Origin of the sequence: Streptomyces humi, assembly GCF_001005085.2 — a bacterium.
GTDB lineage: Bacteria > Actinomycetota > Actinomycetes > Streptomycetales > Streptomycetaceae > Streptomyces > Streptomyces humi.
The window spans coordinates 1-22885 of the sequence record NZ_LBMU02000011.1; the positions used below are offsets into that span (position 1 = coordinate 1).

At 73.5% G+C, this 22885-nt stretch carries 17 protein-coding genes; 10 read left to right on the forward strand and 7 right to left on the reverse strand.

Annotated elements, in window-relative coordinates; translation table 11 throughout:
- The first annotated feature begins 43 nt into the window (after positions 1 to 43).
- The 5 genes from AAW13_RS03060 to AAW13_RS03080 all read left to right on the forward strand — a co-directional run bounded on the left by AAW13_RS03060 (position 44) and on the right by AAW13_RS03080 (position 6212).
- Complete coding sequence (locus AAW13_RS03060) at positions 44 to 628, forward strand: hydrolase (protein WP_046734576.1); 585 nt, start codon at positions 44 to 46, stop codon at positions 626 to 628.
- A gap of 150 nt (positions 629 to 778) precedes the next feature.
- Entirely contained in the window at positions 779 to 2812 is a 2034-nt protein-coding gene (locus AAW13_RS03065) for a glycosyltransferase family 2 protein (protein WP_046734575.1), read from the forward strand.
- Between the two features lie 5 nt (positions 2813 to 2817).
- Positions 2818 to 3417, forward strand: a complete 600-nt coding sequence (gene rfbC / locus AAW13_RS03070; RefSeq protein ID WP_046734574.1) for a dTDP-4-dehydrorhamnose 3,5-epimerase — start codon at positions 2818 to 2820, stop codon at positions 3415 to 3417.
- 192 nt (positions 3418 to 3609) lie between these two features.
- The gene (locus AAW13_RS03075) at positions 3610 to 5499 is read left to right on the forward strand and encodes a serine/threonine-protein kinase (RefSeq protein ID WP_079178693.1); all 1890 of its coding nucleotides are present in this window, start codon (positions 3610 to 3612) and stop codon (positions 5497 to 5499) included.
- 38 nt (positions 5500 to 5537) lie between these two features.
- Positions 5538 to 6212, forward strand: coding sequence for a hypothetical protein (locus AAW13_RS03080; protein ID WP_046734853.1), 675 nt, complete (start codon positions 5538 to 5540; stop codon positions 6210 to 6212).
- A 98-nt stretch (positions 6213 to 6310) separates the two neighbouring features.
- Here the strand turns inward: AAW13_RS03080 and AAW13_RS03085 are convergent, their stop codons facing one another.
- From AAW13_RS03085 to AAW13_RS03110, 6 genes are all read right to left on the reverse strand, one after another.
- Complete coding sequence (locus AAW13_RS03085) at positions 6311 to 7111, reverse strand: class I SAM-dependent methyltransferase (RefSeq protein WP_046732094.1); 801 nt, start codon at positions 7109 to 7111, stop codon at positions 6311 to 6313.
- On the reverse strand, positions 7108 to 7989 hold the full coding sequence (rfbD, locus tag AAW13_RS03090) for a dTDP-4-dehydrorhamnose reductase (protein WP_046732095.1): 882 nt from the start codon (positions 7987 to 7989) through the stop codon (positions 7108 to 7110). The genes AAW13_RS03085 and rfbD overlap by 4 nt, the downstream gene beginning before the upstream one ends.
- Positions 7989 to 8987 (reverse strand): dTDP-glucose 4,6-dehydratase, encoded by a 999-nt coding sequence (gene rfbB, locus AAW13_RS03095; protein ID WP_046732096.1) that lies wholly within the window; start codon positions 8985 to 8987, stop codon positions 7989 to 7991. The genes rfbD and rfbB overlap by 1 nt, the downstream gene beginning before the upstream one ends.
- A complete protein-coding gene (locus AAW13_RS03100; RefSeq protein ID WP_046732097.1) occupies positions 8984 to 10051 on the reverse strand; it encodes a glucose-1-phosphate thymidylyltransferase in 1068 nt (355 codons plus the stop codon). Before AAW13_RS03100 ends, rfbB begins: the two co-directional genes overlap by 4 nt.
- Before the next feature lie 140 nt (positions 10052 to 10191).
- Entirely contained in the window at positions 10192 to 10464 is a 273-nt protein-coding gene (locus AAW13_RS03105; RefSeq protein ID WP_046732098.1) for a hypothetical protein, read from the reverse strand.
- Positions 10465 to 10527: 63 nt separating this feature from the next.
- Positions 10528 to 12990 (reverse strand): SpoIIE family protein phosphatase, encoded by a 2463-nt coding sequence (locus tag AAW13_RS03110; RefSeq protein WP_046732099.1) that lies wholly within the window; start codon positions 12988 to 12990, stop codon positions 10528 to 10530.
- A gap of 196 nt (positions 12991 to 13186) precedes the next feature.
- On the opposite strand from AAW13_RS03110, the gene lanKC reads away from it, so the two are divergent.
- From lanKC to AAW13_RS44020, 4 genes are all read left to right on the forward strand, one after another.
- Complete coding sequence (gene lanKC / locus AAW13_RS03115) at positions 13187 to 15766, forward strand: class III lanthionine synthetase LanKC (RefSeq protein WP_046732100.1); 2580 nt, start codon at positions 13187 to 13189, stop codon at positions 15764 to 15766.
- 68 nt (positions 15767 to 15834) lie between these two features.
- On the forward strand, positions 15835 to 15951 hold the full coding sequence (locus AAW13_RS03120; protein WP_046732101.1) for a SapB/AmfS family lanthipeptide: 117 nt from the start codon (positions 15835 to 15837) through the stop codon (positions 15949 to 15951).
- A gap of 96 nt (positions 15952 to 16047) precedes the next feature.
- Positions 16048 to 17907, forward strand: coding sequence for an ABC transporter ATP-binding protein (locus tag AAW13_RS03125; protein WP_079178695.1), 1860 nt, complete (start codon positions 16048 to 16050; stop codon positions 17905 to 17907).
- Entirely contained in the window at positions 17904 to 19796 is a 1893-nt protein-coding gene (locus AAW13_RS44020) for an ATP-binding cassette domain-containing protein (RefSeq protein WP_167391676.1), read from the forward strand. The genes AAW13_RS03125 and AAW13_RS44020 overlap by 4 nt, the downstream gene beginning before the upstream one ends.
- On the opposite strand, the gene AAW13_RS45750 is transcribed toward AAW13_RS44020, so the two are convergent.
- Positions 19773 to 20381: a response regulator transcription factor gene (locus AAW13_RS45750; protein WP_046732103.1), complete on the reverse strand. Its 609-nt coding sequence runs from the start codon at positions 20379 to 20381 to the stop codon at positions 19773 to 19775. The two genes, AAW13_RS44020 and AAW13_RS45750, sit on opposite strands and share 24 nt — an antisense overlap.
- Before the next feature lie 321 nt (positions 20382 to 20702).
- On the opposite strand from AAW13_RS45750, the gene AAW13_RS03145 reads away from it, so the two are divergent.
- Positions 20703 to 22847, forward strand: coding sequence for a SpoIIE family protein phosphatase (locus AAW13_RS03145; RefSeq protein ID WP_046732113.1), 2145 nt, complete (start codon positions 20703 to 20705; stop codon positions 22845 to 22847).
- The last annotated feature ends 38 nt before the right edge of the window (positions 22848 to 22885 follow it).

Consider the following 22885-nt stretch of genomic DNA (forward strand, 5'->3'; position numbering starts at 1 on the left):
CCCCCCGAGCCCCCCGAGCCCCCCGAAAGGCCTGATCCACCCCATGTCTCTGAGCACCCTCGACCCGCGCACCGCCCTCGTCGTCGTCGACCTCCAGCAGGGCATCGTGGGCATGCCCACCCAGCCGCACACCGGCGCCGAGGTGGTGGCCCGCACCGCCGAGCTCGCCGACGCCTTCCGCGCCAAGGGCCTCCCCGTGGTCCTGGTCCGGGTCTCCTTCGCGGCCGACTTCGCGGACGCCGTCCCGGGCCGCACCGAGCGCCAGGCGCGCGGCCTCGCCTTCCCGGAGGGCTGGGACGTCGTCGTCGACGAGCTGTCCGGCCACGCCGGCGACATCCACGTCACCAAGCACAACTGGAGCGCCTTCCACGGCACCGACCTGGACGTCCAGCTGCGCCGCCGGGGCGTCACCCAGATCGTGCTGACCGGCATCGCCACCAGCATCGGCGTGGAGTCCACCGCGCGCGACGGCTACGCGCACGGCTACCACGTGACGCTCGCCACCGACGCGATGGCCGACGCCGACCCCGAGGCGCACCGCGGCAGCGTGGAGCGGATCTTCCCCCGGCTCGGTGAGTCCGGCAGCACGGCGGAGGTCCTGGAACTGCTGGCCAAGACCCACGGCTGAGCAGGACATTTGACGCACAGCTGACACTTCACGACCCGGTCTTGACCAAGGGGTGAGACACGCCCGAGGTCAGGACCGGGTTAGCATTCGCCCACGTGTACGTGCCGTCCAGGGAAACGGACGGCTTTATCCAGGGGGCTAGGAAGCCGGATGCCGGTCAAGGTCAGTGTTGTCGTCCCTGTTTACAACCCGGGACCCTATATCGAGGACTGCGTCGCCTCGATGCTCCGGCAGTCGCTGCCGCGCGACGAGTACGAAGTGATCTTCGTGGACGACGGTTCCAGCGACGAGACCCCGGCCCGGCTCGACGCGCTCGCCGCCGAGCACCCGCACATCCACGTCATCCACCAGGAGCCCTCCGGCTGGTCCGGCAAGCCCCGCAACGTCGGTATCGCCGCCTCCAAGGGCGAGTTCGTGATGTTCGTCGACAACGACGACTTCCTCGGCGACGAGGCGCTGGAGCGGATGTACGACTACGGCGTCGCGAACGAGGCCGACCTGATCATCGGCAAGATGGCCGGCAAGGGCCGCCCGGTACCGGTGGAGCTGTTCCGCCGCAACCACCCGCGGGCCACCGTCGAGAACGCCCCCCTGATGAGCAGCCTGACCCCGCACAAGATGCTGCGCCGGTCCTTCCTGGACCGCATCGGGCTGCGCTTCCCCGAAGGCCGCCGGCGCCTCGAGGACCATGTCTTCGTCGCCGAGGCGTACCTGCGCGCGTCGAACATCTCGGTGCTCAGCGACTACGTCTGCTACTACCACATCAAGCGCGAGGACGCCTCCAACGCCGGTTTCCAGCGCTTCGACCCGGTCGGCTACTTCGGCAACCTCCGCGAGGCCCTCGACGTCGTCGAGCGCTACACCGAGCCCGGTGCCAAGCGCGACCGGATGTTCCAGCGCTGGCTGAACAACGAGATGACCGAGCGGCTGCGCGGCAAGCGGTTCCTCAAACTGCCCGACGACTACCGCAAGGAGCTCTTCGACGAGATCCACAAGGTGATCGCCGAGCGCATGGGCCCCTCCGTGTTCGCGCTGCTCGCCCCGGCCCAGCGGGTGGTCGCCGAACTGGCCGCCGCCGGCCGCTACGAGGACGTGCTCGCCGTCGCCGAGTGGGAGGCGGCCGTCAATCCCTCGACGGCCCTGGAGAGCGTCCGCTGGGACGGCGGCGCCCTGAAGATCGACTTCGCCGCGGAGTACACCGCCGGCGGCGCGCCGAAGACCTACCCGGCCGACACCGCCGCCGCCCCGGCCGACGAGCCGGCGGCGACCGCCGCCGAGGCCATCGCCCGGCTGGAGCTCGGCACCGCGGCCCGTTTCGGCAAGGCCAACGTCGACCTGGTCATGCGCGAACGCGAGACCCACGCGCAGTTCTTCCAGCCGGTCGAGCTCACCCGCGAGACCGTCCCCGTCGAGGGCGAGCCGGACCGCGTCCGCCTGGTGGTGAAGGCCACCGCCACCGTGGACCCGGGCACCGCCGCCAGCGGCACCCCGCTGGCGGCCGGGCTGTGGGACGCCTTCGTCCGGCTGACGATCGGCGGCTGGACCCGCGAGCACCGGCTGTTCCCGGCCTCCCCCACGTCCGGGGCCGCCTTCCCCGCGATGCCGGTGCCGGGCGTCGTCGGCGGCCGCCGCGTGCTGCCCTACTGGACGGTCAAGGACAACTTCGCGCTCGACGTCGACATGGCGAGCAAGCGGCTCGGCTTCGGCGAGTTCAAGCCGGAGGACTTCACGGTCGCCGGGGACCGGCTGCGCGCGGAGCTGCCCTTCCACGTCGACGGTGACGTCAAGGCCTCGGTCCGGCTGACCGGCCCCAAGCCCGCCGCCGAGGTGCTGGAGGTGCCCGCCACGCTGTCGCCCGCCGAGGGCGGCGGCGCCGTGCTGGACGCCCCGCTGCCGGTCCGCTCGCTCCAGGAGGGCAGCTGGCGGCTCGCCCTGTGCCTGCTCGCGGACGTCGCCGAACCCCGCTTCTTCACGCTGCCGCTCGTCGTCCGCGACTCCCCCGCGGGCCTGAAGGTCGCCAAGCCGGCCCAGAAGAAGCCCGCGGCACCGAAGCCCGCCCCGGCGCCCAAGCCGAGGCCGGGCGCCGCCCGCCGGCTGGCCCGCAAGCTCCCGCTGCCGGTGCGCCGCGCGCTGGTCAGGGCACTCGGCAGGGGCAGGAAGCCCGCACGACAGGAAGGCAAGTAAGAACCGTGCGACCGCTGAGCATCGAAGGCGCCTGGGTCCAGGAGCCCAAGGCCTTCCCCGACGACCGGGGCAGCTTCCACGAGTGGTTCAAGGCGGAGGAGTTCCGCGAGGCCCTCGGCTACGACCTCGACCTCGTCCAGGCCAACTGCTCGGTCTCCCGGCGGGGCGTCCTGCGGGGCGTCCACTTCGCCGACGTGCCGCCGAGCCAGTCCAAGTACGTCAAGTGCGTACGCGGCGCGGTGCTGGACGTGATCGTGGACATCCGGGTCGGCTCCCCCACCTTCGGCCGCTGGGAGGCGGTCCGGCTCGACGAGGAGAACCGGCACGCCGTGTTCCTCTCGGAGGGCCTCGGTCACGCCTTCATGGCGCTGACCGACGACGCCACGGTGGTGTACCTGTGCTCGGCCGGATACGCGCCCGGCCGTGAGCACGGCATCAACCCGCTCGACCCCGAGCTGGGCATCGAGTGGCCCGAGGGCTTCGAGCCGGTGCTGTCGGAGAAGGACGCGCAGGCACCGTCGCTGGCCGAGGCCGGGAAGGCGGGGCTGCTGCCGTCGTACGAGGACTGCGTGGCGTTCTACGAGAGCCTGCGGTCCGGCAGCTGAACGACATGGAATGCCGTGGCTGGTCACGCACCAGCCACGGCATTCTCATTTGCTTCTGCTTTTTGAATTCCCGTCAGGGCAGCGGTTGCAGAACTGTGAAATATTCCCCTGTCCTGGATCTCCCGGCACTGGAAAAATTCCCCCGGGCGCCTGTCCGGGCAGCCCAGAAACACCTGGATCTCAGGGGGAAATGTGACGGGAGTTTCTCATCACGCCTGGAGCGTCCTCGGCTGTACGGATATCGCGGAACTGGGCAAGGGGGGCACCGGTCGGGTGGTGATCGCCCACCACGCCGCGACCGGCCGGTACGTCGCGATCAAATATCTCGACGGCGAACTGAGCTGGGAATCGGAATTCCGCACCTCCATGCGTGCCGAGGCCGTACTTCTCAACGACCTGGCGTCTCCGCACGTGACCCGGCTCTACGAGTACGTCGAAGCCCGTGAGGGCGCGGCCATCGTCATGGAATTGGTGTTCGGCGCCGCACTCCGCGCATTGCTCAGGTCCGGCCCCACCAGCCCCGAGGCCGCGCTCGTCGTCCTCAAGGGCTCCCTGCTCGGTCTGGCGGCCGCGCACCGCGCGGGCGTGGTGCACCGCGACTACAAACCCGAGAACGTGCTGGTGAGCTGGGACGGCCGGTCCAAGCTCGTGGACTTCGGCATCTCCGTGCGCACCGGCGACCGCCACGGCCGCAGTGGCACCTGGGCGTACAAACCCCCCGAGCACTGGAGGCTGGAGGACGCCACCCCGGCCGGTGACGTCTACGCCGCCACGGCCACCTTCTACGAGTGCGTGACCGGCACACGCCCCTTCCAGGGGTGGACCGAGTGGGATTTCCAGTACCGGCACGTGTACGAGCCGGTACCGGTGGCCCACGTGCCGACCGAGCTGCGTGAACTGGTCCTGCACGGGATGGCCAAGGACCCGGCCCTGCGCCCACAGAGCGCCATCGGTTTCCTGGCGGAGCTGGAACGGGTCGCCGGGTACTCGTTCGGCCCCGACTGGGAGGAGCGCGGGCAGAGCCGGCTGGCCGCGCTGGCGGCGGCCCTGGTCCCGCCGGCGATGACCCGCCTCGGTATCCGTCCGGTGGGCTCGGCCACCGCACTGGCCCGTACGGCACTGACGTCCCGGAGGCACGCCCGGCCGCGTCTCCGGGGCGAGCTGCTGGCAGGCGCGGCCGCCGCGGTGGCGGTGGCGGGTCTGCTGGGCGTGCTGCCGGGCGGCTGGGCGGGGGCGGACGAATCCCCTGCCGGTGTGCACGCCCGAGCCGTCACCATCATCGCGCCGGAACCGGCCCGCCGGACTCCCGCGCCGAAGGTCACGAAGGGCGACGCCGCAGCAGGGGACGACAGCGCGGGGTCCGGACCGGCCGACCGTCACCGCGCCGCGAGCCCGGCCCCGCACGACGGCGGCACGACCGGCCGCACGACCCCCGGCACGGACCCGGGCCGGGACACCGGCACCCAGAAGAACGCCCCGGACACGAAAACCCGCGACGACGGCCCCGGGACCACGACGGACCGGGACCCGGGCCCGGACAAGGCCCCCGACCCGGACACCGACTCAGCGACCCCCACCGACCCGGACACGGCCTCCGGCACACACGGGACCACCTCGGCCGGCCCGACCTCGGACTCCACCGCGGACACAGACCAGACCCCGGCCTCCGGCACGACGCCCGGCACGAGCGAGACCCCGACGACCGGCTCCACGACCGGCACAGGGAAGACCCCCACGACCGGCACGACCTCGGGCACCTCAGCGAGCCCGGACACGCCCCCCGGCTCCGGACACCCCTCCCACTCACACTCCGGTCACGGCACACACTCCGGCTCCGACTCAGCATCGGGCTCGGTCTCGGGCTCCGCATCCGGCTCCGGCTCCGGCTCCGGCTCCGGCTCCGGCTCCGGCTCCGGCTCCGGCTCCGGCTCCGGCCCAGCATCAGGCACCGGCCCAGCAGCAGGCACCGGCACCGGTACGGCCTCCGGCGGCTCCGCCGTCGGTGGTGATCCGGCCGGGGCGTCGGTGACTTCACCGCAGGGAGCCGAGCCCGGGTCCTCCGTGCCGGGTGAGCCCGGCTGATCGCGGTGGATCGAGCTCTTCGACAGAGGGGGCCGAAGATGACGGACCGCGAGGACCGCTCCGAACCGCAGTGGCGATGCCCGGATCCCGGCCCGCGGCCGACCCTCCCGGACCCGGACCTGCAACCGACCATCAGGCAGCTCGACGATGCGACCACGTACGTTCCCACCGTCCTGGACGCCCCGTGGACCAGCACCGCGCCCGGCCCCGAGCCGGACGTCCTCCGCTTCGGCCCGGGAGTCCCGCCCCTGGGGGCCCCGGACACCGGGGCCGACGAATGGCGTGACACACCCCGGCAGGCCCCGGAGAAGCCGCGCGACCGTCTGCGCCGGCTCGGCAGGTACCGACTGGCGGCGGTGGTCCTGGCCGTCGTCCTGGCCTGGTGGCTGTGGCCGCGGCAGCCGGCGGAGCTGCGGGTCACCGGTGTGACGGCGCGGACGGACGCGGTTCCCGGGTGCGACGCGGCCGCCGAGGTGGTCGCGGTGGTCCGCACGAACGGTGCGGCCGGCACGCTCGCCTACGAGTGGGACCGCAGTGACCGCACCTCCTCGGGCCCGTTGACGGAACGGCTCGGCAAGGGGCAGCACGAGACGCGTCTGCGGCTGTCCTGGACGTTCCACGGCAAGGGCAGCCGGCACGCGACGGCGCGACTGGTCATCCGCTCCCCCGGGTCGCACACGGTGTCCGCGTCCTTCACGTACACCTGCCGCTGAGTGCGCGCGGGGGGGCGCGGGAAGCCGGAGGCCGGAAAAGGCGAACGGCGAGGCGTCACGACCGCGCGGTCGTGACGCCTCGCCGTGCCGCGTGCCGCTCAGGCAGCCGTGAGCTGGCGCAGGGCGCGGCTCAGGGGCTCCCAGCCCCGCGCCCGCTTGGTGCCCCGGTTGCGGGAGGCCACCAGGGGCTTCCAGAAGGACGCGCCGACCAGCTGTTCCGGGGTCACCGCCGTCGTCCTGCCGAGGATCGACTCGGGGACCTTCTGCGGGTCCGGGACCTCGAACTCCGCGATGATCTCGTCGTACTTGTCCTTGAGGACGGTGTTCGACGGGTCCGCCCCGAAGACGACGAGCTGGCCGGTGGGGGCCGTGTCGACCAGGACGGTCACCAGGTCGGGGCGGTACCGGTTGAGGATCTCGACCAGCTTGTAGACGTCGCCCGTCCACGCGTCGGTGTGGCGGTCACGGGCCGCCTCGTCGATGTTGCGCGGCAGCATGTCGTCGAAGACGATCACACTCGCCCAGTCGGAGTGCTGCTCGATGTTGATGAAGTCCCGCAGCGCGTACTCGAACAGGTGCATGCCGTCGATGAACGCCAGGTCCAGCGTGGTCCGCTGCCAGTAGCCGAACGGGCTGCGGTTGCGTGCGATGTTGCGCAGCGGGTGACGGCCTCCCCTGAGGTGCGCCAGGGGGTTCTCCCTGGCGAAGAAGTCGTCGCTGGTCGCCTTGGCCAGGTGCACGTCGCACCGGATCTCCGAGACCACCTTGAAGGCGGGGTCGATCGCGATGCTGGGAACTCTGGACAGCGTCAGACTACGGCCGTCGTTGACGCCGATCTCCAGGTAGTTGCGGTTCGCGCTGACCTGGTGGAGTTCCCGAAGGAACTCGTGCCTTTTCACTGGGACATCTCCTTGCGGATCTGGGGCAGTGCATCGTGCAGTGCTGACCTCCAGTCCCGGGACGGCTCCAGACCGATCTGCTGCCATCGGGCATGCCCCAGCGCGCTGTACGCCGGTCGGGGCGCGGGCCGGACGAAGGCCCGGCTGTCGGTGGGGCGCACCCGCTCGGGATCCGCCCCGGCAAGCCGGAACACCTCCCGGGCCAGGTCGTACCAGCTGGCCTCACCGGAACTGGTTCCGTGGAACATACCGTGAACACCGGTCTCTGGGGAGATCCTTGGTCCAAGCTGTGCAATACGTATGGCAAGGTCCGCGGTCCAGGTGGGCTGCCCACGCTGGTCGTCGACCACGTCCACGGTGTCCAGCTTCTGCTCCAGTTCGAGCATGGTGCGGACGAAACTGCGGCCGTGCACGCCGTACAGCCAGGCCGTGCGGACCACCGCGGAGGCGCCCGGGAGCTCCTCCAGGACGGCGCGCTCGCCGGCCAGCTTGGTGCGGCCGTAGGCGGTCCTGGGGGCCGTGGGGTGGTCCTCCGGGTACGGCGTGCTGCGGGCCTCGCCGTCGAAGACGTAGTCGGTGGAGACGTGCACGAGGCGGGCGCCGTGCCGGGCGGCGGCGCGCGCCAGCAGGCGCGGGCCCGTGCCGTTGATCAGCAGGGCCCGCTCCTCGTCGGTCTCGGCGTCGTCGACGGCGGTGTACGCGGCGCAGTTCACCACCAGGTCGGGCGTGTGCCCGGCGAGGGCCGACTCCACCGAGTCGGCGCTGGTGATGTCGAGGTCGTCCCGGCCGAGCGGCACGACCTCCTCACCCCGGCGCCGGAGTTCCTCGACCACGTCCTGGCCGAGCATCCCGGCCGCGCCGGCGACGAGCCACTTCATCAGTGCTTCTCCTGCTCCTTACGGGACTCCAGGGCGGCGCGCTCCTTCAGCGGCTCCCACCAGTCACGGTTGTCGCGGTACCAGGCGACGGTGTCGGCGAGGCCGGAGGTGAAGTCGTGCTTGGGGGTGTAGCCCAGCTCGTCGTGGATCTTGCTCCAGTCGACCGAGTAGCGCTGGTCGTGGCCCTTGCGGTCGGCGACGCGGTCGACGCGGTCCCAGTCGGCGCCGCAGGCCTCCAGGAGCAGGCCGGTGAGCTCCTTGTTGCTGAGCTCGGTGCCGCCGCCGATGTTGTAGACCTCGCCGGCCCGGCCGCCGGTGCGCACCAGGTCGATGCCCTGGCAGTGGTCCTCGACGTGCAGCCAGTCGCGGACGTTGCTGCCGTCGCCGTAGAGCGGGACGTTCTTGCCGTCGAGGAGGTTGCTCACGAAGAGCGGGATGACCTTCTCGGGGAACTGGTGCGGCCCGTAGTTGTTGGAGCAGCGGGTGACGCGTACGTCCATGCCGTGGGTGCGGTGGAAGGCCAGCGCCAGCAGGTCCGAGGAGGCCTTGGAGGCGGAGTACGGCGAGTTCGGCTGGAGCGGGTGGCTCTCGGGCCAGGAGCCGGTCTCGATGGAGCCGTAGACCTCGTCGGTGGAGACGTGCACGAACGGGCCGACGCCGTGGCGCAGGGCCGCGTCCAGCAGGGTCTGGGTGCCGACCACGTTGGTGCGGACGAACGCGCCGGCGCCGTCGATGGAGCGGTCGACGTGCGACTCGGCGGCGAAGTGCACGACCTGGTCGGCGTCGGCCATGAGCCTGTCGACCAGCTCGGCGTCGCAGATGTCGCCCTGGACGAAGGTCAGCCGCGGGTGCGACTCCGGCAGGTTCGTGAGGGTGCCCGCGTAGGTGAGCTTGTCCAGCACGGTGATGTGCGGCGCGTCGGGGCCGTCGGCGGCGAGCAGGCCGCGGACGTACGTGGAACCGATGAAGCCGGCCGCGCCGGTGACGAGGAGATTCATGAACGGATCTGCACCTTGCTGTGGTCTCCGAGAACGAGGCGGTGGGCGCTGGGGGTGCCGGGTGCCGGGGTCACCTCGACGTGCCGGCCGATCAGCGAGGACTCGATCCTGCCCACCCCGTCGATGGAGGAGTCCCGCAGCACTATGGAGAACTCCAGCTCACTCTGGGTGATCCGGCAGTTCTCGGCGACCGACGTGAAGGGGCCCACGTAGGAGTCGCTGACGACGGTGCCGGCGCCGATCACGACGGGGCCGACGATCCGGGAGCCGGTGACGCGCGCGCCCGCCTCGACGACCACCCGGCCGACGATCTGGCTGGCCTCGTCGACCTCGCCGTCGATGCGCGGTTCCTGGGCCTCCAGGACGGTCCGGTTGACCTCCAGCATGTCGACGACGTTGCCGGTGTCCTTCCAGTAGCCCTTGATCACCGTGGAGCGCACGTCGGCGCGCTGGTCGATGAGGTGCTGGATGGCGTGGGTGATCTCCAGCTCGCCGCGCCAGGACGGCTTGATGGCGCGTACCGCGTCGTGGATGGCGGGCGTGAAGAGGTACACGCCGACCAGCGCGAGGTCGCTCTTGGGCTCCTGGGGCTTCTCCTCCAGGCCGACCACCTGTCCGTCGGCGTCGAGTTCGGCGACACCGAAGGCCCGCGGGTTGGGCACGTGGGTGAGGAGGATCTGGGCGTCGGGGCGGGTCTCGCGGAACTCGTCGACGAGTCCGCTGATGCCGCCGACGATGAAGTTGTCGCCGAGGTACATCACGAAGTCGTCGTCGCCGAGGAACTCGCGCGCGATGAGCACCGCGTGGGCCAGACCCAGGGGGCGTTCCTGGGGGATGTAGGTGACGTTCAGGCCGAACTTCGACCCGTCGCCGACCGCTTCCTCGATCTCGGCGGCGGTGTCGCCGACGATCATGCCGACCTCGGTGACGCCCGCGGCCGCGAGGGATTCGAGCCCGTAGAACAGCACGGGTTTGTTCGCCACCGGTACGAGCTGTTTCGCCGATGTGTGGGTGATCGGCCGCAGCCGGGTTCCGGCACCGCCGGAGAGCACCAAAGCCTTCATTCGCTACACCTTATAGGTGAACATCTGATTGAGACGTTCTTCTGTTTTCCTGAGTGGTTACGACAGTATGGCCCTGGTGCGGATGTCATGTGACCACGAGGTGCCGCTAACTGGCATCCCGCCCGTTTTGTACGGCGATTTCAGGCCTCGGGCCGCCCCGCCGCGCGTTCCACCTCCGCCTCGATCTCGGCGCGTGACCGGCCCTCGTCGCGGGCGTACTCGCTGACCGCGGTCTGCTCGTCGCGGGCCAGGTCGCGCCAGGCGCGCAGGGCGGTCTCGTAGGTCTCCGACTGGGCACCGCCGGGCCCCTGCCGGGCCGGCGGCCCGTAGGCGTCCCGCAGTTCCAGGACCTTGTCGTGGGCCGTGTCGGCCGCGCGGTGCTTCGCCACCAGTTCTTCGAAGGTGTGTGCCACGACAAGACACTAAGAAGGCCGGGCCCGCGCCGCCTCCCGAGACGTCCGCACAGGCGGCGGTGATCAGCCGTCGGGGCCGTCGGGACCGTCGAGAACCAAGTCCGCCCACACCTGCTTGCCGCCGCTGACCGGTACCGTCCCCCAGGCGGCCGACACGGCCTCCACGAGGAGGATGCCGCGCCCGCCGGTCGCCTCCCAGCCGATGTTGGTGGGCTTCACCGGGCTGCGCGGCGAGGCGTCGGCGACGGCGATGCGCAGCCGGTGGTCGAGCAGGGTCAGGTCGAGCCGGACCGGGCCGTCGGTGTGGATGAGGGCGTTCGTGACGAGTTCGGAGACGACCAGCAAAGCCGCGTCCATCGCGTCGTCGGTGACCCCCCAGATGCGCAGGCTGCGCTTGCTGAAGCGGCGGGCGTGCCGGGCGGCCTCCGGGACCCGCCACACCGTCCAGCTCTCCCGCAGCGGGCGCACGGCCATGCCGTCGTAGCGCAACAGCAGCAGGGCGACGTCGTCGGCGCGGGGGGCGTTGCCGAGCAGGGCGTCGGCGGCCAGACCGAGGTGGGCGGGGTCGGCGCCGGCGAGATCGCGGGCGAAGCGCGCCATGCCGTCGTCGATGTCGGCGTCGGGGGTCTCGACCAGGCCGTCGGTGGTGAGCGCGAGCACGGTGCCGGGGCCCAGGCTGAGCTGGGTCATGGGGAAGTCGGCCTGGGTGAGGACGCCTAGCGGCAGGCCGCCCTCGGTCTCGGTGATCTCTGTTGCGCCGTCCGGGTGACGCAGCACGGGCGGCAGGTGTCCGGCGCGCACGCACCAGGCGGTGCCGTCCTCCATGTCGACGTCGACGTAGCAGCAGGTGGCGAAGAGGTCGCTCTCCATGTCCATCAGCAGCCGGTTGGCGTGCGAGACGACCACGTCGGGGGTGTGGCCCTCGACCGCGTAGGCCCGCAGCGCGGTACGGAGCTGGCCCATCAGCGTGGCGGCGGCCGCGCTGTGGCCCTGGACGTCGCCGATGACGAGGGCCACGTGGTTGTCGGGCAGCGGGATCACGTCGTACCAGTCGCCGCCCACCTCGAGGCCCGCGGTGGTGGGCAGGTAGCGGGCGACGGCGACCGCGCCGGGCAGGGTGGGCAGCCGGCGGGGCAGCAGGGTGCGCTGGAGCATGCCGACCAGTTCGTGCTCGGCGTCGAAGGCGTGGGCGCGCATCAGGGCCTCGCCGGCCAGGCCCGCGGAGGCGGTGAGCAGGGCGCGTTCGTCGGGACCGAAGTCGTGCGGGCTGTCCCAGCCGATCAGGCAGGCGCCGGCCATCCGGCCGCCGGCCGGCAGCGGCAGGATGGCGAGACCGCCGGGGCCGACCTCGGCGAGGGCGGGTTCCAGGGTGGTCGGGACGGGCCAGATCCGGGCCCGTCCCTCGCGCAGGGCCGCGGCCAGGGTGGGCATGGAGCGGACCGGCGCGTCGGGCCATTCGGTGCGCCACTCGCTGCGCCACAGCTCGGGCCAGGACTCGGCGTCGGGCGGGTCGAGAACGGTGACGACCAGGCGTTCGTTCTCCAGCTCGGCCAGCGCGATCCGGTCCGCCTTGAGCGGTCCGCGCAGGGCGGTGACGACGGCCTGGCTGACGTCCTTGACGGTGCCGGCGGTGGCCAGGGCGGCGGCGAGCCGCTGCACCCGGGCCACGTCGGTGACGTCGGAGCGCAGGGTGGAGGCGTCGGCGACGGTCCCGGCCAGCCGGGCCGGGCGGCCCTCCCCGCCGGGCACCAGCCGGCCGCGCAACCGGAGCCACCTGGGCGACCCCGAGGGCTGGAGGACGCGGAACTCCAGTTCGCGGTCGCCGATGGACATGTGGTCGGCCTCGACGACCGACATCAGGGCCGGCACGTCCTCGGGCACGGTGCGGGCCAGCAGCGTCTCGACCTTGCCGTCGAAGTCGTCGCGCGCCATCCGGAAGAGGTCCAGGATGCCGTCGCCGACCTCGATGCGGCCGGTGTCCATGGCGAGGCTGAACGCGTCGGCGGCCAGTTCGCCGCTGTCGGCGGCGGTGGGGAGCGGGGCGGGCAGGTCGATCGCGCCGGCGACCAGGTCCAGGCAGGCGCGGTCCTCGGGGCCGAAACCGTCGTCCCGTTCGCTGACGGCCACCAGGAGTCCGGCGCCGCCTGGCACCGGCAGGGCGGCCAGGGAGAACTCCTGGGACGGGGTCCGGCGGGCCTCGGGGCAGTCGGCCAGTTCCTCGGGGCCGAGCCACAGGGGGCGCCCGCTGCGGTACACCTCGGCGGGCGGGGACTGCCCGACGGCCGGGTAGGCGTCGCGCAGTCCGTACAGGGTGCGGGGCAGTCCCGCCGACTCCGCGAGGCGGAGCACGGTGCCGTCGTCGCCGAGCGTGTACACCCCGGCGAACGCCGCGCCGGAGAACACCAGGGCCTGTTCGAGCACGCGACGGAGCCGCTCGGGTGCGCCGCGATCGCCGATGAGCGTTTCGAGGGCGATTTCGGCGCGATCCGTTCTCGTTCCGCGTACCGCAGCGCCCTCACTGACCACGCCGCCATTACAGCGCTTATGAGGCGTCTGCGCAGCCCCTGTGACCGTTCCGTGGAGATCAGGGCGCCGGCGCGGTCGAAACCACCCGAACATGTCTTGACCCGTGCGTTCCGCACGGGGACCTCATGACAGACGTGACTGTCCGCGACCGTACCGCGCCTGAAAGTGTCATGACCGGGCCACGGAAGGGATGCGGATGGACAGGCGCTACGAGGTGTACGCGCTCACCGACGGGCACTTCTACGACACACCCGACCGGCTCGGGAGCACCGGGCCGCAGGCGGAGCCGCTGTTCGCGACGGCGCGTCGCGCGGTGCCGGAGGGCTGGCGCGCGGCGCGGTCCGGGGACTGGCTGACCATGACCCCGCTCGGCGCGGACGGCGAGGCGCTGCCGTCGCCGGCCCAGGGCTGGAAGATCCACTCCTCGGCCACCCGGGCGAACGCGGACCGGATTGCGGAGATCGTGTGGGACTACTGCGTACCGCGCCGCATCCCGTTCAAGTTCGTGCCGGGACCGCATCTGCTGCACCTGCGCAACGCCAAGTACGCGGGCCGTGACACCAGCGGCAAGTTCGTCACGGTCTACCCGGACGGCGAGGAACGGCTCCATGACGTACTGCGCGAGCTGGGCGCCCTCCTGAAGGGCTTCGAGGGACCGTACATCCTCACCGACCTGCGCTGGGACGACGGGCCGCTGTACGTGCGCTACGGCGCGTTCGCGCGCTCGTACGTGGTGGACGAGCGGGGTTCGCTGGTGACGGCGGTCCGGGACGGCGCGGGGAAGCCGGTGCCGGACCGGCGGGAGCCCTCGTTCCAGGTCCCGGAGTGGGTGACGCTGCCGGAGTTCCTGCGGCCGCAGCTGGCGGCGCGGGACGCCACCACGGTGGGCGACCTGCCGTACCGGATCGAGAAGGCGCTGCACTTCTCCAATGGCGGCGGGGTGTACGCCGGGACCGACACCCGGGACGGACGGCGGGTGGTGCTCAAGGAGGCCCGGCCGCACGCGGGGCTCGCGGCGGACGGCGCGGACGCCGTCGCCCGGCTGGCCCGCGAGAAGGACGCGCTGGAGGCCGTGGCCGGCACCGGGGTGGTGCCCGAGGTGCGGGACTGGTTCACGCTGGGCGAGCACCGGTTCCTGGTGATGGACCTGCTGGCGGGCCGCCCGCTCAACGCGTACTTCGCCGAACGGCATCCGCTGCTCGTCCCGGACCCGGACCCGCGGGCCGTGCGCGACTACACGGAGTGGGCGCTGCGCATCCACCGGAAGGTGGCGGAGGCGGTCGCGGCGGTGCACGAGCGCGGGATCGTCTTCAACGACCTGCACGTCTTCAACATCATGGTCGCGCCCGACGACGAGTCGGTGTTCCTCATCGACTTCGAGGCGGCCGCCCCCGTCGAGGAGAACGGCCGTCAGGTCGTCGCCCACCCCGGCTTCTTCGCACCGCAGGACCGCAGGGGCGTCGAGGTGGACCGCTACGCGCTGGCCTGTCTGCGGCTGGCCCTCTTCCTTCCGGTGACCACGCTCTTCGTCGTCGACCGGGGCAAGGCGGCGCATCTCGCGGACGTGATAGCCGGTCAGTTCCCCGACGTGCCGCGCGCGTTCCTGGACGAGGCGGTCACGGAGATCACCCGGGGCGCCCCGGCCGCGCGTCCCGTCGTACCGGCCGAGTGGCCGCACAGCCGGGACTCCATGGTCAAGGCGATCCTGGCCGCCGCCACGCCGGAGCGCGACGACCGGCTCTTCCCCGGCGACATCGCCCAGTTCGGCGACGGCGGCGGGCTCGGCCTCGCACACGGCGCGGCCGGGGTGCTGTACGTCCTGGAGCAGGCCGGCGCCGAACGCTACGACGAGGGCGAGCGCTGGCTGCTCGACCACACGGCACCGCCGCCGCCCGGCACCCCGCTCGGCCTGTACGACGGTCTCGCCGGCGTCGCCCACGTCCTCGCCGGACTCGGCCACCGGCAGCGTGCCCTCGACCTCACCGAGGGCATCCTCCGGGAGAACTGGCGCAAGCTCTCCTCCGACCTGCACGGCGGCCTGGCCGGTCTCGGCCTGGTCCTCGACTCCCTCGCCGACTCGACCGGCGAGCAGGAGCTGCGCGAACGGGCGGCGGAGGCCGCCGACATCGTCGTACGACGGCTCGCCGAACCTCTCCCTGACACGCCACGGCGGCGCGCCGGGCTGCTGCGGGGCGCGACCGGACCCGCCCTGTTCCTGCTGCGGCGGTACGAACGCACCGGCGAGCCCCGGCTGCTGGCGGCGGCCGGCGAGGCGCTGCGCCGGGACCTGGACCGCTGTGTGGTGCAGAAGGGCGGCGGCCTGGACGTCGACGAGGGCTGGCGCACCCTGCCGTACCTCGGCGACGGCAGCGTGGGGATCGGCATGGTCCTCGACGACTGGCTCGCCCACGGCACCGACGAGGACGGCGCCTTCACCGCCGCCCGCGCCGCCGTCCTGATCGCCGCCACCTCCCGCTTCTACGCCCAGCCGGGCCTGTTCCAAGGGCGGGCCGGGATGGTCCTGCACCTCGCCCGCACCGGTGCCGACCCGGCGCGGCTCGCCGCCCAGGTCGACGGGCTCGGCTGGTTCGCGATGGCCTACCAGGGCCAACTCGCCTTCCCCGGACACCAGATGATGCGGCTCTCCATGGACCTCGGCACCGGAACCGCCGGGTGCCTGCTGGCGCTGACGGCCGCCCTCGACGGCGGCCGCGCCGCCCACCTGCCGTTCCTCCCGCCGCCACCGGCGGCCCTCACACGCGGCTCCGCGCACTGACGGAGTCGTGACACAACCCCGTCCCCAACAACACCGGGGGGCCGCTCGGTCCCCGGAAAGGACACACCATGGCACTTCTCGACCTTCAGACGATGGAGTCCGAAGAGCGTCACGACGGCGGCGGCGCGAGCACGGTGAGCCTCCTGTCGTGCGTCTCGGCGGCGAGCGTCCTGCTCTGTCTCTGACCGGCACGGCGAACCGGGCTCCGGGTGGCCCCCTCCGCAGCGAGGGGGCCGGCCGGGGCCTTCGCCGCTCACCGCGCCGACACGAGGGCTGCCGCCATGACCCGACCTCCGCACCGAGATCCGCTGCGCACCGCCCTGCGCCACACCGGGGCGCGCTGCGCGGCCCTGTGCGCCGTGAGTACGACGGCCACGGCGGCGGGGCTGCTGCTGCCCGCCGTACTGGGCCGCGCCCTGGACCTGCTGCTGGCCGGCGCCCCGGCGGCCGGCTGGGTCGGGCGGGCCGCCGCCCTGGCGCTGCTGCTCGCCCTGCTGGACGGCGCCGCGAGCGTGCTCGCGGGAACCGTCGACGCGCGGGCCACGGCCCGGCTGCGGAAGCTGCTCACCGGACAGGTGCTGGCGCTCGGACCGCGGGCGGTGGCCCGGTTCGGATCCGGGGACCTGGTGGCCCGGCTGGTCGGGAACGCGGCGCAGGCCGGTACGGGGCCCGCCGCCCTCGCCGCGCTCCTCGCCGCGCTGGCGGGCCCGGTCGGGGGCGTGGTCGCGCTCGGGCTGCTCGACCCCTGGCTGGCCGTGGTGTTCCTGGCCGGGGCACCCGTACTCGCCCTGCTGCTGCGCGCGTTCACCCGGGACACCTCGGCGTGCGTGACGGAGTACCAGCAGGTGCAGGGCCGGATCGCGGCCGCGCTGGCGGAGGCGGTCGACGGTCACCGGACGATCGCCGCGGCCGGCCTCCAGGAAAGGGAGACGGCCCGGGTGCTGCGTCCGCTGCCCGAACTCGCCCGCGCCGGGCACCGCATGTGGCGGGTGCAGGGCCGGGCCGCCGCACAGGCGGTCACCGTGGGCCCGCTGCTCCAGCTGGCCGTCGTGGCGGTGGCCGGCCTGCTGCTCGCCCGGCACCGGATCTCGGTCGGCGAGGTGCTCGCCGCGTCCCGCTACGCCGTCCTCGCGACCGGCGTCGGCGTGCTGGTCGGACAGCTCGCCGCGGTCACCCGGGCCCGGGCCTCCGCGGTACGCCTCGGCGAGGTGACCGCGTGTCCGGCGCCCGCCCACGGCGCCCGTCGCCTCCCGCCGGGCCCCGGGCGCCTGGAGCTGCGCGGGGTGACGGCCCGCCGGGGTGGCCGCACCGTGCTGGACGGCGTCGACCTGACCGTTCCCGGTGGCTCCGTGCTCGCGGTGGTCGGCCGCTCCGGCACCGGCAAGTCCCTGCTGGCCGCGCTCGCCGGCCGGCTCACCGACCCGGACGCCGGGGAGGTCCTCCTCGACGGCGTGCCGCTGGCCGCCCTCACCCACGACGACCTGCGCCGGGCCGTCACCTACGCGTTCGCCCGCCCGGCCCTGCTCGGTACGACCGTGGAGGACACCATCGCCTTCGGACTCACCGTCCCCTCCCCCGCCGGGATCCGCGCGGCCGCCCGCAAGGCCCAGGCCGACGCGTACATCCGCCGGCTGCCCGACGGCTACCCGACCCGGCTCGCCGACGCCCCGCGCTCCGGCGGTGAGTCCCAGCGTCTCGGCCTCGCCCGCGCCTTCGCGCACCCCGGGCGGCTCTTCGTCCTCGACGACGCCCTCTCCAGCCTCGACACCGTCACCGAACTCCGCGTCACCCGGGCCCTGCTGGCCCCCGGTCCGACCCGCCTGATCGTCGCCCGCCGCACGACGACCGCGGCCCGCGCGGACACGGTGGCCTGGCTGGACGGAGGACGGCTGCGGGCGGTGGGGACACACGCGGAGCTGTGGCGCGATCCGGAGTACCGAGCGGTGTTCGCGGACGCGGGCGACCCGGCCGCGGCGGACGCGGCACCGCCGCGGGCCACGGACGCGACCGGTGCCCCGACAGGTCCGGAGCGGGCGGCCGACGCGCCACGCGCGGCGGAGCGGGCGGCCGACGTGCCACGCGCGTCGAAGCGAGCGGCCGACGCGCCACGCGCGGCGGCGGCGGACAGGGGGACGGAGTGACGACGGCCGGGCGGTGGCGGGACCGAGCGCTTCGCCGGGTGCGCGGCGGGGGCCTGCTGCACGTGCGGAAGCGGGTGCTGTCGCGGCTCGCGTTCTGGTCGGTCCTGGAGGCCGGGCAGACCTTTCTGCTCGGGTACGCCCTGGCGCGGGCGCTGGACGCCGGGTTCCTGGCCGGGAACGTCCGGACCGGGCTGGCGTGGCTCGGGGCGGCCGGGGGCGGGGTGGCGGTCGGGGCGTACGGGACCCGGCGGGTGTACGGGGTGGTCGCCGACCTGGTCGAGCCGGTGCGGGACCGGTTGGTGGCGGGTGTGGTCGCGCGCGGGGTGCGGGAGGCGGACCGGGGGACGCTGTCCGGACTGACCCAGCAGGCGGAGATCGCCCGGGACGCCCTCGCCGGGCTGGTGATGGTCTCCCGTTCGTTCGTGTTCACGGTCGCCGGCGCCCTGGCCGGGCTCTGCACCCTGGCCCTCCCGCTGCTGCTGGTGGTCGGGCCTCCGCTCCTCGCCGGCCTGGGCCTGTTCGCGGCGACGCTGCGCCCGCTGGCCCGCCGGCAGGAGGCCTTCCTGGTCGCCGACGAGGCTCTCGCGGGCGAACTGGGCGAGGTGTGCCCGGGGTTGCGGGACGTCACGGCAGCGGGGGCCGAGGAGCGGGTGGCCGCGGAGGTCGGGGAGCGCGTCGACGCCGAGTACCGGGCCGCCCGGGCGCTGGCCCGCTGGAGTGTCGTACGGGTGGCGGCCCTCGCGGTCGGCGGGCAGCTGCCGTCGGTGCTGCTGCTCGCCACCGCGCCCTGGCTGCTCCGCCACGGCGTGACCGCGGGTGCCCTGGTCGGCGCGCTCGCCTATGTCACCCAGTCCCTGCTGCCGGCATTGCAGAACCTGGTGCACGGCCTGGGCACCGGCGGGACCCGCCTCACGGTCGTCCTGCGCCGGCTCCAGCCGCCCGGGAGGACCGCCCCGTCATCGCAGAACCGGCTCGGCACCGCCCCGACCGTCCCGCCGGGGCCCTGGCACCGCACCGGCCACCACACCCCACCCACCACACCACCGGGCGGCCCGCACGGCACCCCCGGCCGCGCCGCTCCGGCGCTGCCGACGGTGGCCTCCGGCTCGGGCGTGGTAGCCGGTGCCGGCGTGCCCGCTCTCGCGCTCGGAGGCGTCACCTTCGCCTACGGTCCGGCGAGTGCGGCTGTCCTGGACCGCCTGGATCTGCGGGTGCCGCAGGGCGGTCATCTCGCCGTGGTGGGGCCCAGCGGGATCGGCAAGTCGACGTTGACCGCGGTGGTGGCCGGGCTGCTCGAACCGGCGCACGGCGAGGTCCGGGTGTGCGGGCACCCCGTGCCGGGGGCGCGGGCGGCCGCACTGCGAGTGCTGATCCCGCAGGAGGCGTACGTCTGCACGGGCACCCTCGGCGAGAACCTCGGGCTGCTGCGCGCGGACCCGGTCCCGGAGCCGGAGCTGCTGGCCGCGGCCGAGGCGGTCGGGCTCGCCCCGCTGCTGGAGCGGCTCGGCGGACCGGACGCACCGGTGCGTCCGGCGGTGCTGTCGGCCGGTGAGCGGCAGCTGATCGCACTCGCCCGCGCGTATCTCTCACCGGCCCCGCTCGCCCTCCTCGACGAGGCCACCTGCCATCTGGACCCGGCGGCCGAGGCCCGCGCGGAACACGCCTTCGCCGCCCGGCCGGGCGGCACGCTGGTGGTGGTCGCGCACCGGATCGACTCGGCGCGGCGGGCCCGGCGGATTCTGGTGATGGACGGCCCGCGCACGTCGTACGGCACCCACGGGGAACTGCTGCGCACCTGCCCGCTGTACCGGGAACTGGTGGCGCCGTCCGCCCCTCCGCTCACGCTCCACGACGGACCGGCGGCCTCAGAGCCACCCCTCGCCCTGTGAGATCCGGATCGCGTCGACGCGGTTGCGGGCGCCGGTCTTGCGGGTGATGGCCGCCATGTAGTTGCGCACCGTCCCGTGGGACAGGTGCAGGCTCCCGGCGATCTCGGCGATGGACGCCCCGTCGGCCGCCAGCTCAAGCACGCTCAGCTCGCGTCTGGTGAGCGGGATCTCGGCGGCTCTGAGGAATCCGAAACCCAGCGAGTCGTCGACGAAACGTTCCCCCTCGGCGGCCCGCCGGATCGCCCGCACCAGCCGTTCCGGCGCGCCCTCCTTGTCGACGTAGCCGAGCGCCCCCGCCTCGGCCGCCCGTTTGAGCAGGCCCGGCCGGTTCGCCCCGGCGAGCACGACCAGCCTCGGTACGGCCGTGCCCGCCTCCGCCGGACGCAGGTCGGCGAGCGGCGGCACGCCGTGGGTGCCGGAGCTGTCCAGGTCCGCCGCGCACACGTCGGGACGCTCCGTCCGTACCCGCCGTCGGGCGCCGTGCCACGGCGTGTCGTCCACCCGGAGCCCGGGTTCCCTGCGTAACCACTCCGCCAGCACCGATCTCACCAGACAGGTGTCGTGCACGAGAAGTACCCGGATCACCGCCGCCCCCTCAGCCCGCCGTCACTTCGGTTCGTCCTTCAAAAGGTCTCGGAACGCGTGCCCCATTGTTGGCGTCCTCCACCGACCGTGGGCGCGAAGTTCCGGCCAACGGGGTGCGCGGGGGCGCACACCCGGCGCCCGGAAGCCGCCGCGCGCTTCGACTGCGGGGGAATGTGACGGGGCGAACGGGGTATGCCGGGGCGCCCCGCCGCGCGGGCCCGTGCCGCTCTCGCCGTGCGCCGCCCGCCGCCAGGAGGGAGCCTTGATCCCGAGGACGCTACGCGCGGCCGGACGAGGAGGTGGTCGGGCGTGTCCGACGGGATGGGGGCACCTCCCGCACGGCCGGAGGTGGGGAGGGCGGCGGCCGACGGTACCGGGCGGCCGCTGCTGTCGTTGGCACTGGCCACGACGATGGAGCAGGTCCAGGCGCATTCCGGCGCGGTCTACCTGATGGCGGCCGACGAGCCGGTGCTGGAGATGGCGGTGATGGCGGGGCTGCCGCGGGCCTTCGCGGCGCCCTGGGAGCGGATCGGGCTGAGCGCGCCGATCCCGGTCGCGGAGGCGGTGCGCGAACGGCGGCTGGTGTGGGTGGGCGGGGAGGAGGAGATGGCGCGCCGGTACCCGCGCGTCGCGGTGGTGCTGCCGTATCCGTTCGCGCTGGCCGCGGTGCCGGTGGCGACGGCTGACACCGTCTACGGGGCGATGTTCGTGACCTGGCCCGGTGCGCATCCCACGGTCCTGTCCGACCGGGAGCGGGCGGCGCTGACGTCCGCGGGCGACCGGCTGGCGATCCGGCTGGACCGGGCCGCGCGGCAGAACCGGTCGCCCCGGAGCGAGCCGGATCTGCTGGCGGCGCTGCCGTCGGGGGTGGCGGGCACGCTGGGCACGGTGGAGGCGGCGCGCATGGTGGGGCGGCTGCCGTACGGGCTCGCCTCGCTCGATCTGAACGGGCGGGTCACCTTCGCCAACGCGGCGGCGGCCGAGCTGCTGGATGTCGCGCCGGACGATCTGCTGGGCACCCAGCCCTGGGTGTCGGTGCCGTGGCTGAACGACCCGATGTACGAGGACCGCTACCGGGCGGCGCTGATCAGCCAGCATGTGACGTCGTTCGTGGCGCTGAAGCCGCCGGGTGACTGGTTGTCGTTCCGGATGTACCCGAGCACCAGCGGGCTGACCACCCGGATCAGCCGGGCTCGGGCGGTCGCCGAGATCGTGGGGGCGGCGCCGCGTGCCGACGGCGCGGCGGCCCCGCGGCTGGTCACCATCTCGCAGGTGCTGAGTCTGGCCGGGGCACTCACCGAGGCGGTCGGGGTGCAGGACGTGGTGCAGCTGGTCGCGGACGAGGTCGCCCCGGCCGTCGGCAGTCAGGCCCTGGTGGTCCTCGGCTCGCGGGGCGGGCGGCTGCACGTGCTGGGGCACCGCGGGTACGCGGATCCGCACGTCGTGGAGCAGTTCGACGGTCTTCCGCTGGCCGAACGCACGCCCGGCACCCATGTCCTGAACACCGGTGTGCCCGCGTTCCTCGAGTCGCGGCAGCAGCTGGAGCGGCTGTATCCGGACCGGCCGGGGACCCCGGACTCCTTCGCGGCGTGGGCGTATCTGCCGCTGATCGCGTCGGGCCGGCCGGTGGGCACCTGTGTGCTCGCCTACGCGGATCCGCACGTCTTTCCCGCCGACGAGCGCGCCGTGCTCACCAGTCTCGGCGGCATGGTCGCGCAGGCGCTGGAGCGGGCCCTGCTGTACGACGCGAAGAACCAGCTGGCGCACGGTCTCCAGGCGGCCCTGCTGCCGCACTCGCTGACTCCCCCGCCGGGCGTGGAGGCGGCGGCCCGCTATCTGCCGGCCATGCACGGCATGGAGATCGGCGGCGACTTCTACGACCTGGTGCCGACCCGGCCGCTGGCGGCGGCGGTGATCGGGGACGTGCAGGGGCACAACGTGACGGCGGCCGGGCTGATGGGCCAGATCCGGACCGGGGTACGGGCGTTCACGACGGTCGGGCAGGCACCGGAGGAGGTCATGAGCAGCACCAACCGGCTGCTGATCGACTTCGGTGCGGACCTCTTCGCCAGCTGTCTCTACCTGCGGCTGGATCCGGAGCGGGGCCGGGCCGTGATGTCCCGGGCGGGGCATCCGCCGCCGCTGCTGAGGCGTCCGGACGGCCGGGTCAAGGTGCTCGACCTGGCCGGGGGGCCGCTGCTGGGCATCGACGCGGACGCGACGTACCCGACGACCGAGGTGTCGCTGGCACCTGGCTCGGTGCTCGCCCTGTACACCGACGGGCTGGTGGAGTCGCCCGGGGTGGACATCGAGGACGCGCTGGTCGGCCTCGGGGAACTGCTCGCGGAGAACGGCGACCAGCCCCTGGACCGGCTCGCCGACACGCTCGTGCGGCACAGTGCGGCGGCGCAGGAGCGTGTCGACGATGTCGCGGTGCTGTTGCTCAGGGCGCGGCCCGACGGCTGAGCTCTCGGAGCGCGGGGCGTGCTCCGGCCGCCGGACCA